The organism is Actinoplanes sandaracinus (assembly GCF_030009775.1).
Taxonomy (GTDB): Bacteria; Actinomycetota; Actinomycetes; order Mycobacteriales; family Micromonosporaceae; genus Actinoplanes; species Actinoplanes sandaracinus.
In genome coordinates this window covers 73917-87334 of record NZ_JASCTH010000022.1, presented here as the reverse complement: position 1 = coordinate 87334, position 13418 = coordinate 73917, and the positions used below count along the sequence as shown (strand labels likewise).

Sequence of the window (13418 nt, the reverse complement as noted above, 5' to 3'; positions counted from 1 at the left end):
CGACCGGCCGTGCCGGGTTGGGGACCGTGCCCACGGTACCGGGCGGGCGCGGCGGGAGGAATCCCGGTGTACGTCCCACGGGGGCTTCCTGCCGATCTTCGAGAGTGGGTCATGACACGAAGAGGTGGCTTACAGCACGCACAGCGCGGGTGGCGACACGAAGAGGTGGCTTGCGACACGCAGAGGGTGGGGTGCGACACGAGGACGGGCGCGCCGTGACACGCGGAGAGGGCGTGCGGCGACACGGGACGTCCGGGTCTCGGCACGAAAAAGTTGTGGCACGAAAAAGCCCGCCCGAATGATCGGGCGGGCTTTACGTCGTTGTGGCGACCCTGAATGCGGGTCGCGGACCTCAGTTGGTCCAGCGCCGCTGGGTGATGACGGCGATCTCGTCGCGCATGGCCTGGGTGGGCGCCGCCGCGATGGCGCGCTCGATGGCCCGGTTCTGACGACTGATCATCCGCTGGTGACGAATGCGGTCGATCAAGTTCATGGCAGTGCTCACTTCCCCGGCGGTGACCGGTATCGCTATGACGAGCGTCGCCGGACCGCTTGTGGCGGACTCCCTCGGCGCGCGTCCCGTTGTCTGCTCAAGTATCCGCCGACAACGGGACACTGCCAAGGAATTAGAGGGTGAGCTGGGTCATCTACCTAAGGATCGAAAGTCCGTCACCGAGCGGGGCCGAACGACCTTAGGTCCAGCTGAGCATCGCCGCCTCCGGGTCCTCAAGGAAGGTGCCCACATCACGCAGGAACCGCGAGCCCAGCTCGCCGTCGATGATCCGGTGATCGAAGGAGAGCCCCAGAGTCGTGACCTGGCGCACCTTGATCTTGCCCTTGTGCACCCACGGCGTCGGCCGGATCGCTCCGAACGCCAGGATCGCCGACTCGCCGGGAGGCAGGATTGGCGTGCCGGTGTCGATGCCGAACACGCCCACGTTCGTGATCGAGAGCGTGCCGCCGGTCATGTCCGACGGCGGGGTCTTCCCGGACTTTGCCGTCAGCACCAGTGTGTTCAGCGCCTCGGCCAGTTCCCGCAGAGTGAGGCGGCCGGCGTCCTTGACGTTCGGGACGATCAGCCCACGCTGGGTGGCGGCGGCGATGCCGAGGTTCACGTAGTCCTTGACCACGATCTCGCCGGTCGACCCGGACCAGGTGGAGTTGACCATCGGGTTCCGCTTGACCGCGAGCAGCACCGCCTTCGCCACCAGCAGCAACGGCGAGATCCGCGTCTCGGCGAACTCGGGCCGGGCCTTCAGCTTCTCCAGGACCTTCATCGACCGGGTCACGTCCACCGTCAGGAACTCGGTGACGTGCGGCGCGGTGAACGCCGACGCGACCATGTTCTCGGCTGTCAGCTTCCGCACCCCCTTGACCGGGATGCGCTGCTCGCGGGACCCGTCGAGGACCGTGGTGGCCGGGGTCCGCTCAACGGTCACGGTCTGTGCGGTGCCTTCGGCGGCAAGACCTTCGGCAGCCCGTTGTACGTCCTCACGCGTCACCGACCCCATCGGGCCGGTCCCGGTGATCGCCGCGAGGTCGACGCCGAGGTCCCGGGCCAGTTTCCGAACCGGGGGCTTGGCCAGGACCGGGCCCGTCCGCCCGGCGGGCGCCGGGGAGAGGAGAGCGGGCTCCGGAGAGGCGAGGACCGGCTCCGGGGAGACCGGGGCCGGCGGCGCGACGGGCTGGGCCACGGGCGCCGGGACCACTGCCACGGGTGCGGCCGGGCTTCCGGCGGCAGCCGCCGGAGGCGGGGTCGGCGTGGCCGCGGTCGGGGACGCGGACGGCGTACCGATGCGTGCCCGTCGTTTGGCGGTGGTGGTCTTCGGGCCGTAACCGACGAGGATCGCCGTGCGCCCGCCGGGGGCCGGGCCGCCGATGAGGCCGGCCTCGGGGTCGGCGGACGTGCCGTCGCCGGGGGTGTCGGAAGGGCCGGCCGGGCCCGCGGAGGGGTCGGTGTCGATCGCGATGATCGGCATGCCGACCTCGACCACCGTGCCGGCCTCGTGGAAGATCCGGGTGACGACGCCGCCCCACTTCGCGGGGATCTCGACGGCCGCCTTCGCGGTCTCCACCTCGACGATCGGCTGGTTCAGCTCGATCGTGTCGCCGACCTTGACCAGCCAGGCCAGGATCTCGCCCTCGGTGAGTCCTTCGCCGAGGTCGGGCAGGTTGAATTCCTTGATCCGGGACATCGGGGTCACCAGCCGAACGAACGGTCGACGGTGTCCAGCACCCGGTCGAGATCGGGGAGGTACTCCTCCTCCACGCGGGCCGCCGGGTACGGGATGTCGTAGCCGGTCACCCGCAGCACCGGCGCCTCCAGCGAGTAGAAGCACTCCTCGGTGATCCGGGCGGCCAGTTCGGAGCCCATGCCCAGGTTGCCCGGGGCCTCGTGGACGACGACCGCGCGACCGGTCCGCCGGACCGACTCGAAGATCACCGGGTAGTCGACGGGGGAGAGCGTGCGCAGGTCGATGACCTCGAGTTCGCGGCCGTCCTCGGCGGCGGCCGTGGCGGCGTCGAGCGCCACCCGCACCATCGGGCCGTAGGCCAGCAGTGTGGCGTCCGACCCCGGCCGGGCCACCCGTGCCGCGTGCAGCGGGAAAGCGCCGCTCAGCGGCGCGCTGAGATCGACCTCCCCCTTCTCCCAGTAACGCCGCTTCGGCTCGAAGAAGACCACCGGGTCGTCCGAGGCGATCGCCTGCTGGATCATGCTGAACGCGTCCGCCGGGTTCGAGCAGGTCACGACCTTGAGACCGGGAGTGTGCGCGAAGTACGCCTCCGGGGACTCGGAGTGGTGCTCGACCGCGCCGATGCCGCCGCCGTAGGGGATCCGGATGACGATCGGCAGCCGGACCTTGCCCTTGGAGCGGTAGTGCATCTTCGCCACCTGGGCGACGATCTGGTTGTACGCGGGGAACACGAACCCGTCGAACTGGATCTCGCAGACCGGCCGGAACCCGCGGATGGCCAGGCCGACCGCGGTGCCGACGATGCCGGCCTCGGCCAGCGGGGTGTCGATGACCCGGTTCTCGCCGAAGTCCTTCTGCAGTGCGTCGGTGATCCGGAAGACGCCGCCGAGCTTGCCGACGTCCTCGCCCATGATGACGACCTTGGGGTCGTTCTCCATGGCGCGGCGCAGGCCGTGGTTGAGGGCCTTGCCCAGGGTGATGATCTCGGACATCAGTGCCCACTCCCCTCGAAGGAGGCCTGGTACTCGATGAACGCCTTGCGCTGCGCGTCGATCTCGGGCGACCCGTTCGGATAGACGTTGTCGAAGAGTGTCACCGGTTGTGGATCAGGCATCGCCAGCACCCGTTCACGCAGGGCGAGGGCCTGCTTGTTGGCGTCTTCGTCGACCTCGGTGAAGAAGTCCTTCTTGGCGACCTTCTGCTTGGTGAGGAACGCCTTGAGGCGGCTGATCGGGTCCTTGGCCTTCCACGCCTCGACCTCACCGGCGTTGCGGTAGCGGGTGGGGTCGTCGGAGCTGGTGTGCGCGCCCATCCGGTACGTGTACGCCTCGATCAGCGTCGGGCCCTGACCGTTGCGCGCGTTGTCCAGCGCGGCCCGGGTCACCGCGTATGTCGCCAGCACGTCGTTGCCGTCCACCCGGATGCCGGGGAAGCCGTAGCCACCGGCGCGCTGGTAGAGCGGGACGCGGGTCTGCCGCTCCAGGGGCTCGGAGATCGCGTACTGGTTGTTCTGGCAGAAGAAGACGATCGGGGCGTTGAAGACACCCGACCACACGAACGACTCGTTGACCTCGCCCTGGCTGGTCGCGCCGTCGCCGAAGTAGGCGATCACGGCCTCGCCGTCGGGGGAGCCGGTCTTGCCGTCCATGGTGACGCCCATGGCGTAGCCGGTCGCGTGCAGCGTCTGCGAGCCGATCACGATCGTGTAGGTGTTGAACTTGAACTCGTTCGGGTCCCAGCCGCCCTGGTCGACGCCGCGGAACAGGCCGAACGGCATGATCGGGTCGATCCCGCGGCAGTAGAGGACGCCGTGCTCCCGGTAGGTCGGGAAGGCCATGTCCTGTGACCGCAGCGCCCGGCCGGAGCCGACCTGAGCCGCTTCCTGCCCGAGCAGGCTCGCCCAGATGCCCAGCTCACCCTGCCGCTGCAGGGCGGTCGCCTCGGTGTCGAGACGGCGGACGGTGACCAGATCCCGGTAGAGACCGCGGTATTCCTCGTCGGTGAAGTCGACAGAGTACGTCGCCCCGTCAGCGGTGGTGACGCTGTCGATGCGTTCTCCGTCGGGGGTCAGCAGTTGGACGAAGCCGCCGGCCGGGATGTCCGACCCGGGCACGCTCTCGCCTTTCGCCATCCGTGTCTCCTGTTTCCTCGTTGCGCCCGCGGCGGGTGTCTCCCGGCCACGCGGCTGTCCTCTGGGAGCCGCGCCTGGCCCGGGTGGGGGTTGCCGCGCGGCATGCTCCGGCGCCTGCCGGGACGGACCGTCGTGGCCCCGCTTGGTGGCGAGACGACAGCGGCGGTGCCATCGCCCCCATCCTGACAGAGAGAGTGACCCTCATTACAGCCCGCGTGGATCACGAATCCAGATTTCTTGCTGCATATCGTCGAGGGCATTTGTCCTATTAGCAACTTTTGTTCGGTCACTTTGTACGTATGGCCCTTGCGTGACCGCTGCCGAATGCGACATGCGTCGTTCATCCCCAATGACCGGGACTGATGCAAGTTGATCTTTTCTTGTGGGGGGACTCTCGCGTGCCGCACCTGCCCGACGACTTCGCGCCACCGCCCAAGGTGCTGCGCAAGCGCCTGAACGGGGTGTACCGCGAGGACCTGGGCTTCTCCGGCCCGACTCGGCGCTATGTGCTGACCGTCGCCCTGCTCGTCGGGCTGGCCTCGGTGCCGACCCTCGCCGTCCTCAGCACCGGGTCCGGCCAGATCACCGGAGACGACCGGTCCGGGGCGATGGAAGTGCCGTTCCTCCCTCCCCCCGCTGCCGGGCCGGTGCTGCCGACACCGAGCCGGGCGGCACCGGTTTCCCCGCCCTCACCGTCCGCTTCTGATCAGGGGTACGGGTCTCGCACGCGTACCAGGCCCGGCTTCCCCCGGGGAGTCCGCCCGGCCGATCCGCCCCGGGACCGGGGGGAGCCGCCGCGTTCCGGGGCTTCGCGTTCCGCCGCGCCGCGCTCGAAGCCGCAGTCCGTGCCCCGAGTCAAGCCCGCCCGGCCGAAGCCGAGCCGCTTTCCCGTCGTGCCGGGTCTGCCGGCCGTCCCGGAGGAGGGCAGGATCCCGAACCCGGTGCTGCCGAGTGACTTTCCGGCCGTTCCCGGCCTGCCGGCGGTTCCCGGGGAACCCAGCCGGTCTGGAAATGATCGGCCAAACCACGACTCTCCACCCGATGAGCCGGATGACGCGGGCCGGCGCGGCCCGGATTCTCATGATCCCGATCGGCGCGATTCCCGATCGGATGATCTCAATAAGCGCGACAATTCGGATAAGCGGAATAGGCCGGGTGATCCCGTACCGCCCGACCACCGACGCAAACGCACCTGTGAGAACGCCGCCGCCCCGCCCGAGCGACCCGGCCGGCGGCATCCGGACCGCGCCGCCACGGCGCCGCGCCCGGCCGGTGACCCGCCCCGGCGCCATGCCCGTCCCAGCGTCCCAGACAGCCGGTCCCCGGACCGGTCCCGATCCAGCCGGAGGTCAGCGGTGACCGATCGCCCTTACAACATCCGCCCGTCCCGCATCCTGGAGCAGAGTTACGCGGGCGGCAACCTCAACGCCGTCCGGCGCCTGCTCACCGACTCCAACTCCGACGAGACCCGGCTCGCGAACCGCCCCTATCGCGGTTCACACCGGGCGGAGCACACCAATCACCCCGACGAGGGCGGCGCCGCGCGCGACCGCAGTTCCCGGGTGGGCCGTCACCACGCCGGCCACCGGGCCGACGACCGTTACATCAACCGCCGCTGACCCTGGGACGGTCAGTCGTCACGGTTGGCTTCCAGCCAGGCGTCGATCGCCGCCGTGTCGCTGGGGTCGACGCCCTCGGCGATGAGCTGCGCCACCGCCGCCGTCGCCGGACTGCGCCGCTCCCCGCTCGTGTAGAGCCGGGCGAACTCCGGAATCAGCTCCTCCACCGCGGTCTCGGTCTCCCGGACGGCGGCCTCCGGCAGCCCGCGGTGCACGGTCGCATAGGCCGACCAGGCCCGCACCACCCGTGGCAGCATGGCCGCGTCGTCCAGATCGAGGACGGCCCGGCGATGCACCCAGTCGAGCAGGAACAGGCCGGCCACGGCGGGACTCCAGCGCAGCGGCTCACTCCCCGGCAGGCTCGCCGCGTGGTCGAGGAGCAGGCTCACACAGAAGTCCATCGACGCGGCCTCGGGCGTGGCGGCCGTGCCGGTGGGCAGGTCGAAGCGGGCCGCCTCGGGAGAGGCCAGGAAGTCGCGGATCAGGTCGTTGTCGTTCGACCCGATCGGCTCGGTGAGCGGCGGCGTGGTCACCGACGGAAGCAGGGCGAGCCGGGCCGACGCCAGCGCCCGGTCGGTGGCGAGGGAACCGTCCGCCGGCAACTCGCCGAGCTCGTCGGTGACCTGCAGGTGCCGGGCCACCTCGTCGCGCAGGCGGCCCGGGTCCTCGCTGCGGAACCAGGTCAGCTCGTCGGCGGCGCAGATCTCCCGCACCTGGGCGAGCAGGGTCCCGGCGTCGGTGGCGACGAAGACATCCTTGGTGATGCCGATGTTGTGGTCGACGAGGGCCACCACGGCGTGGTCCGGACCGCCGCCGGAGCTGTCCTCATAGGCGAACGTGACCAGGTAGGACGTCTGGTCGCCGTACACGTCGCCGTACGCCCAACAGCCGGTCGGCCGGACCCGGCCGAGCTGGGCGCCCCAGGACGGCGCCTGCTTGTCGTGGCCCACCCGGGCCGCGCCGTCGGCGTCGGGCACCAGAGCGGCGAAGACCTCGCGGATGGTGGCGGTGGCCGCGGTGGCGGGGCGGGTGGTCGCGGTCAGGAACCGGCCCACGAAGTCGCGCACCGCCTCGGCCCGGTCGTCGGTGGCCACCGAATAGACACTGCCGAGCAGCGCGGTGCCGAGCATCTCGGCATCGAGCGCGCAGCCCAGTTTCGTGACGTCACGGGCCGCGTGCAGCACGGCGTCGTACACGGTCCGGGGTGCGGGCATGCCGCGAGCCTACGCCCGCGGCCCCCACCGGAACTACTCCGAGCGCACGACGCTGAGCGCTTCCCTCGCCTGGGCGTACGCATTGAGCACCTCACGCACCGGCGCGACCACGTGCCCGCGCCCGACCTCGGTGATCGCCGTACGGAGCCGCTGCTCGGCTCGCCGGCCGGCCCGGCGCGCGCCGGCCTCGATGATCGGCCGCAGCACCAGCCACAGCAGGATCCCCCCGAGCAGACCGATGAGCAGGAGCAGCGTCGGCAGCGGAACGGCGCCCACCGCGGGCCCGTCGATCTCGGGCAGGCCGAGAGCGGCCAGCGCGTAGCCGACGATCAGCCAGCCGAGCCCGGCGGCCGCGGTGGCCAGCAGCACCCACTGCACGACACCGACCGCCCGCCACCAGACCGGCGGCTTCTCCAGGCCCAGGTCGGTCTGCGCGACGGCCCGGTCGAGCGCGTCCGGCAGGTCGGCCGTCCGAGACCGGGCGGCGCTGTTCAGCGCCGGTGCCCAGACCTCCGGGAGCGGGGCGGCGGCGCGTGCCGCGACCGCCCGGACCGAGAGGCCCACCGCCGACTTCTGCGCGGCGTCGGCCTCCGGCACGGAGGTACGGGGCACGACGTCCGTGGACACCGAATCGGTCTTGACCGGCTCCGCCAGGTGCAGCCGGCGCAGCGGGTCGGGCCGCAGCCTCCGCAGCCCCCGCACGAGCGGCCAGCCGGTCGCCGCCGCGGCCCGGTGCCGGTACGCCCCGGCGGTGGAGTCGGCCACGCCGGGCACCCCGGCCGAGGCCGCGAGCGCGTCGCACAGTTGCCGCACGGTCGCCCGGTCGACCTCGTCCTCGGCGGCCGGCGGCCCGATCATGGCGCCGAGCTCCTCGCCGACCGCGTCCAGGTCGGCGGCGAGCCGGCGCAGGGCGGCCTGCCGGTTCGCCACCGTGTTCTCCAGCGCCGACCGCAGTTCGCTCAGCATGCCCGGCTGCTTGGCCGAGGTGGCGATCACCGGTGTCCCGGTGAGGCCGTCCTCCTCCAGGAGCCTGGCCAGGTCGGCCAGCACTACTTCGGTGTCGCCGGGGCTGAGCCGGTCGGCCTGGTTGAGCACCACGATCGTGACGCCCGCGTGCGAGCTGAACTGGGAGAGATAGGCCTGGTGCAGGACCCGGTCGCCGTACTTCTGCGGGTCGACCACCCAGACGATCTGGTCGACCAGGCCGAGCAGCCGGTCCACCTCGAGCTGATGGGCGCGCTCGATCGAGTCGAAGTCGGGCAGGTCGAGCAGGACCAGCCCGCGCAGGGCGGCCTCGTCGTCGCCGTCCAGCGCGCTCTCCCGGACGAACCGCTGCCGGGGCAGCACGCCGACCCAGTCGAGCAGCCGGTTCGCCGGCTCCAGCGGCCCCCAGACCACGGCGTGCGCGGTGCCGGTGGTCGGGCGGCGCACCCCGACGGGCGACAGCTTGAACCGGGCCAGCGCGTTGAACAGGCTGGACTTGCCGCTGCCGGTGCTGCCGGCGAGCGCCACCACGGTGTGGTCGAGCGAGAGGGTCAGACGGCCGCTGGCTCGTTCCACCACGGTGTGGGCGGCGACCAGCTCACCGTCCGGCAGGTAGGGATCGACGATCCGCAGGAACCGGGACAGCGCCTCCAGCCGGCGTGTCAGGGCGTCCGCGTCGACCTCGTCGTTCCGCACGTTCTGCACCAAGTTCATGACCCGGACCCGGTCAAAGCGAGTTCCTTCCTGGCGTTCTCCACCTCGGCGGCGGCCTGGCGCAGCAGCGTGCCATGCGTCGTCTCGGTGCGTACCGCCGAGGTGCGTTCGGTGTACCGGGCGGCCTCGGTGGCGAGCAGTTTCTCGACCCGTTCCATCAGTTCGGTGCGGGCGCGGGCGGCGAGGGTGCGGATGGCCTGGTCGCCGAAGATGGCTTCGAGCACCTTCTGTGCGGCGACCGCGCTGCCGGCGCCGGCGGCGACCTCCAGGCCGGTGGGGATGAACGCGGTCGTGGTGAATACCGCGATCATGACAGCGAGGCCGGCCCCGTTCACCGCGTAGGCGGCGCCGCGAGCCACCGCGCGCTTGTCCGACGCCTCGGTGCGGACCAGATCGAGGACGAACTGCTGCCAGTCACGGACCAGGCGGTCGGCGCGCTCCGGCAGATCGGCGGAGGCGCGTTGCAGGCCGGGTTCCAGCAGGGCGGCCCCGGCGGGGTGGGCCTGCCAGGCGGCGTAGGCCTGCTCGGCCGCGTCGGCCGCGACCCCGCGCAGCAGGGTGACCAACTGGGACTCCAGCGCCACCCGCAGGCTCTGCCCGGAGGTGGTCCGCCCGGTGAGGGCCGCGACGAGCCGGTCGCGCAGGTGACCGACCCGGGACTCGAGATTGCGCACGAGGTCGCCGGTGCCCACATATTCCTGCCAGCGGGCCAGCACCTCCCCGCGGAGCAGCCGGCCGTCGCGCAGGCCCTCCTCGGTGGTGCGCTGCGCGCCGCGGTAGGCGGCTTCGACCCGCTCGTCCAGGGCGCGTGCCGTCCGGAGCTGGTCCTCGGCGGCCTCGGCCAGCCCGTTGAGGGCGGGGGCGAGGGCGCTGAGCGCGCCGTCGAGGGTCTGCCGGACCACCGTGCCGCGGGCGTTGGCGTCACCGGCGAGCTGGGCGAACCAGATCCGCATCGGCCCGATCGCCGAGTCGGGAAGCAGGCCGCGCTGGTCCAGGTCGGTTTCCGGCAGCACGAACAGCGGCGCCGAGCCCAGCTCGTTGGCGGTGAGCATCTCGCCCAGGTGGGCGGCGATCTCGGCGGCGGCGTCGAGCGGCACCCGGTCCAGCACCAGGGCGATCACGGTGCCACGCAGCCGGGCGGTGGTGAGCAGTTCCCAGGGGACGGCGTCGGCGTACCGCGCGGCGGTGGTGACGAACAGCCAGAGGTCCGCCGCGGCCAGGAGCTGGGAGGCGAGTCTGCGGTTCTGGTCGACCACCGAGTCGACGTCCGGGGCGTCCAGCAGGGCCAGCCCGGGACCGATGCTGGGCGTGGCCACCACCTGCAGGGCGTGGGGAGCGTCACTCGACTCCCCGGTGCGGGTGAGCCCGGGCAGCAGGCCACCCCGGCCGAACCACGGCACGTCGTCGGGGTGGGTCACCAGGACCGGGGACCTGGTGGTCGGCCGGAGCACGCCGGCGGTGCTCACCGGGGCCTGGACCAGGCTGTTGACCAGGGTCGACTTGCCAGCGCCGGTGGAGCCGCCGACGACCACCAGCAGGGGCGCGTCGAGCCGGGCCAGGCGTGGGAGCAGGTAGTCGTCGAGCTGCGCCGTCAGGGCCGAGCCGACCCGCCGGGCCTCGTCCGCGGAAGGTAGGACCAGGGGGTACGAGACCGCGCCGAGCGCTGCCCGTAGCCGGGTCAGTGCCGTCGTCAGGCGTCGCACTGCGGGGGGAGCTTCGACCGGTTCCGGACGGTTTCCGTGGTTTTCCGGACGGATCTGGCTCGCCCCCGTACGCTCTGTTGGGCCGCCTGCGGCCCCGCTGACCTGGTTCTTCTCATCCGATGGGGCGGGGACGGCGGAAAGGGCCGACGGACCGACCGCGTCTCCGTGCGTCGTCACGGGTAAAGCGTGCACGATCTATGCATCCAGGACAACGGGTACCGGTATGCCGTGACCTGACAGGTATGTGTCGGAGGCCCTCGTAGGCGCCGACTTGCGCCTCCGGGGCTCAACTTCGATTTGACGATGTGCGGAGCCGTGGCATCATTGAGTCGGTTCCACTCAACCTTCGTACGCGAAACCTAGCTGTGAAAAGCGAGGAACACCCATGGCACGTGCGGTCGGCATCGACCTCGGCACCACGAACTCCTGCGTCAGCGTTCTGGAAGGAGGCGAGCCCACCGTCATCGCCAACGCGGAGGGCTCCCGGACGACTCCGTCGATCGTCGCCTTCGCCCGTAACGGTGAGGTGCTCGTCGGTGAGGTCGCCAAGCGTCAGGCGGTGACGAACCCCGACCGGACCATTCGCTCCGTGAAGCGGGAGATCGGCACCAACTGGTCGATGGACATCGACGGAAAGCAGTACACCCCGCAGGAGATCTCCGCGCGGGTGCTGATGAAACTCAAGCGCGACGCCGAGGCGTACCTGGGCGAGCAGATCACCGACGCGGTCATCACCGTCCCGGCGTACTTCAACGACGCGCAGCGCACCGCCACCAAGGAGGCGGGCGAGATCGCGGGCCTCAACGTCCTGCGGATCGTGAACGAGCCCACCGCCGCGGCCCTGGCGTACGGGCTGGACAAGGGCACCAAGGAGCAGACCGTCCTGGTCTTCGACCTCGGTGGCGGCACCTTCGACGTCTCCCTGCTCGAGCTGGGCGACGGCGTCATCGAGGTGAAGTCGACCTCCGGTGACAACCACCTGGGCGGCGACGACTGGGACCAGCGGATCATCGACCACCTGGTCAAGACCTTCCGCGGCGAGCACGGCATCGACCTCTCCCAGGACAAGATGGCCCTGCAGCGTCTGCGTGAGGCGGCCGAGAAGGCCAAGATCGAGCTGTCCGCGGCGACCACCACCAGCATCAACCTGCCCTACATCACCGCCGGCGCCAACGGCCCGCTGCACCTGGACACGTCGCTCTCCCGCGCCGAGTTCCAGCGCATGACGCAGGACCTGCTGGACCGCTGCAAGGGCCCGTTCGAGTCCGCGATCCGGGACGCCGACGTCAAGCTCTCCGACATCGACCACGTCATTCTGGTCGGCGGCTCGACCCGGATGCCGGCCGTCACCGAGCTGGTCAACAGCCTGATCGGCCGCGAGCCGAACAAGGGCGTCAACCCGGACGAGGTCGTGGCCGTCGGTGCCGCGCTGCAGGCCGGTGTGCTCAAGGGTGAGGTCAAGGACGTTCTGCTCCTCGACGTGACCCCGCTGTCCCTGGGCATCGAGACCAAGGGCGGCATCATGCACAAGCTGGTGGAGCGCAACACCACCATCCCGGCGCACCGCTCCGAGGTCTACACCACGGCCGACGACAACCAGCCGTCCGTGCTGATCCAGGTCTACCAGGGCGAGCGCGAGATGGCGGCGGGCAACAAGAAGCTCGGCACCTTCGAGCTCAGCGGCATCGCCCCGGCGCCCCGTGGCGTCCCGCAGATCGAGGTCTCCTTCGACATCGACGCGAACGGCATCGTGCACGTGTCCGCGAAGGACCTGGGCACGGGCAAGGAGCAGAAGATGACGATCACCGGCGGCTCGGCGCTGCCGAAGGACGACATCGAGCGCATGATGCGCGACGCCCAGGACCACGCGGACGACGACAAGAAGCGCCGCGAGGACGCGGAGACCCGCAACCTGGCCGAGCAGCTCCAGTGGCAGACCGAGAAGTTCCTGGCGGAGAGCGGCGACAAGCTGCCCGACGACAGCAAGAACAAGATCAGCGAGGCCCTGGGCGAGCTGCGTGGCGCGCTCGGCGGCAACGACATCGAGAAGATCAAGTCGGCGCACGAGCGGCTGTCCCAGGTCTCTCAGGAGGCCGGCTCGCTGCTCTACTCGCAGGGCGAGGCTCCGCAGGCCGCCGCCGGCGGTGCTCCGGGCGGTGCCCCGGGCGGCGCGACCGGTCCGGCGGCCGGTGGTGACGACGTGGTCGACGCCGAGATCGTGGAGGACGACAAGAAGTGAGTGCCAAGGACGACGAGAACGACGGTCCGGCGGCCGAGCGGGAAGTCATCCAGGGCGAGATCGACTCGACGGCTGAGGACTTCCCCGGAGAGGAGTCGGCGCAGAAGCCGGCCGGCGCGCACCGCGCGCCCGATGAGGAGGACGAGATCCCGGTGGCCGAGGACACCAAGCCCGGCCTCGGCGCCGAGTTGGAGGCGCTGCGGAGCGAGCTCGATGAGCGGACCCACGACCTCCAGCGAGTGACCGCCGAGTACGCGAACTATCGCAAGCGGGTCGACCGTGACCGGGGCGCGGCGGCCGAGCAGACCACCGGCAAGGTGCTCACCGACCTGCTTCCGGTCCTGGACGACATCGACCGGGCCCGCGAACACGGTGACCTGGTCGGGCCGTTCGCCTCGGTGGCCGAGCAGCTCACCGCGGTGACCGGCAAGCTGGGCCTGGTGGCCTTCGGGGAGAAGGGCGATCCCTTCGACCCGAACCGTCACGAGGCGGTCGCGCACCAGACGTCCGCGGACGTCGCCGAGCCGACCTGTGTCGAGGTGATGCGCCGGGGCTACACACTGGGCGAGCGGCTGCTGCGCCCGGCGTTGGTCGCGGTCGCCGATCCGGAGTGAATTCA

10 protein-coding genes are annotated in these 13418 nt (G+C 71.0%); 3 read left to right on the top strand and 7 right to left on the bottom strand.

Annotation, left to right across the window (positions count from 1 at the left end; translation table 11 throughout):
* Positions 1–352: 352 nt before the first annotated feature.
* The 4 genes from QLQ12_RS30175 to pdhA all read right to left on the bottom strand — a co-directional run bounded on the left by QLQ12_RS30175 (position 353) and on the right by pdhA (position 4326).
* Positions 353–493, bottom strand: coding sequence for a hypothetical protein (locus tag QLQ12_RS30175; protein WP_282763971.1), 141 nt, complete (start codon positions 491–493; stop codon positions 353–355).
* Positions 494–692: 199 nt separating this feature from the next.
* Positions 693–2195 carry a dihydrolipoamide acetyltransferase family protein gene (locus tag QLQ12_RS30170; RefSeq protein ID WP_282763984.1) on the bottom strand — a complete coding sequence of 501 codons (1503 nt, stop codon included), beginning with the start codon at positions 2193–2195 and terminating at the stop codon, positions 693–695.
* Between the two features lie 5 nt (positions 2196–2200).
* A complete protein-coding gene (locus tag QLQ12_RS30165; protein ID WP_407651630.1) occupies positions 2201–3187 on the bottom strand; it encodes an alpha-ketoacid dehydrogenase subunit beta in 987 nt (328 codons plus the stop codon).
* Positions 3187–4326, bottom strand: coding sequence for a pyruvate dehydrogenase (acetyl-transferring) E1 component subunit alpha (pdhA, locus tag QLQ12_RS30160; protein ID WP_282763970.1), 1140 nt, complete (start codon positions 4324–4326; stop codon positions 3187–3189). The genes QLQ12_RS30165 and pdhA overlap by 1 nt, the downstream gene beginning before the upstream one ends.
* A gap of 1355 nt (positions 4327–5681) precedes the next feature.
* On the opposite strand from pdhA, the gene QLQ12_RS30155 reads away from it, so the two are divergent.
* Positions 5682–5945 (top strand): hypothetical protein, encoded by a 264-nt coding sequence (locus tag QLQ12_RS30155; protein ID WP_282763969.1) that lies wholly within the window; start codon positions 5682–5684, stop codon positions 5943–5945.
* 11 nt (positions 5946–5956) lie between these two features.
* Here QLQ12_RS30155 and QLQ12_RS30150 read toward each other — a convergent pair whose 3' ends face one another.
* Genes QLQ12_RS30150 through QLQ12_RS30140 form a run of 3 tightly spaced genes read right to left on the bottom strand, consistent with a single transcriptional unit; the run spans position 5957 to position 10737 of the window.
* On the bottom strand, positions 5957–7159 hold the full coding sequence (locus tag QLQ12_RS30150) for a hypothetical protein (protein WP_282763968.1): 1203 nt from the start codon (positions 7157–7159) through the stop codon (positions 5957–5959).
* A gap of 33 nt (positions 7160–7192) precedes the next feature.
* Entirely contained in the window at positions 7193–8857 is a 1665-nt protein-coding gene (locus QLQ12_RS30145; RefSeq protein WP_282763967.1) for a GTPase, read from the bottom strand.
* Complete coding sequence (locus QLQ12_RS30140) at positions 8854–10737, bottom strand: ABC transporter (RefSeq protein WP_407651629.1); 1884 nt, start codon at positions 10735–10737, stop codon at positions 8854–8856. The genes QLQ12_RS30145 and QLQ12_RS30140 overlap by 4 nt, the downstream gene beginning before the upstream one ends.
* 208 nt (positions 10738–10945) lie before the next feature.
* Here QLQ12_RS30140 and dnaK point away from each other — a divergent pair, with 208 nt between their 5' ends.
* Together dnaK and grpE are read left to right on the top strand one after the other, a co-directional pair.
* Positions 10946–12799 (top strand): molecular chaperone DnaK, encoded by a 1854-nt coding sequence (gene dnaK, locus QLQ12_RS30135; RefSeq protein WP_282763965.1) that lies wholly within the window; start codon positions 10946–10948, stop codon positions 12797–12799.
* Positions 12796–13413 (top strand): nucleotide exchange factor GrpE, encoded by a 618-nt coding sequence (gene grpE / locus QLQ12_RS30130; protein ID WP_282763964.1) that lies wholly within the window; start codon positions 12796–12798, stop codon positions 13411–13413. The genes dnaK and grpE overlap by 4 nt, the downstream gene beginning before the upstream one ends.
* The last annotated feature ends 5 nt before the right edge of the window (positions 13414–13418 follow it).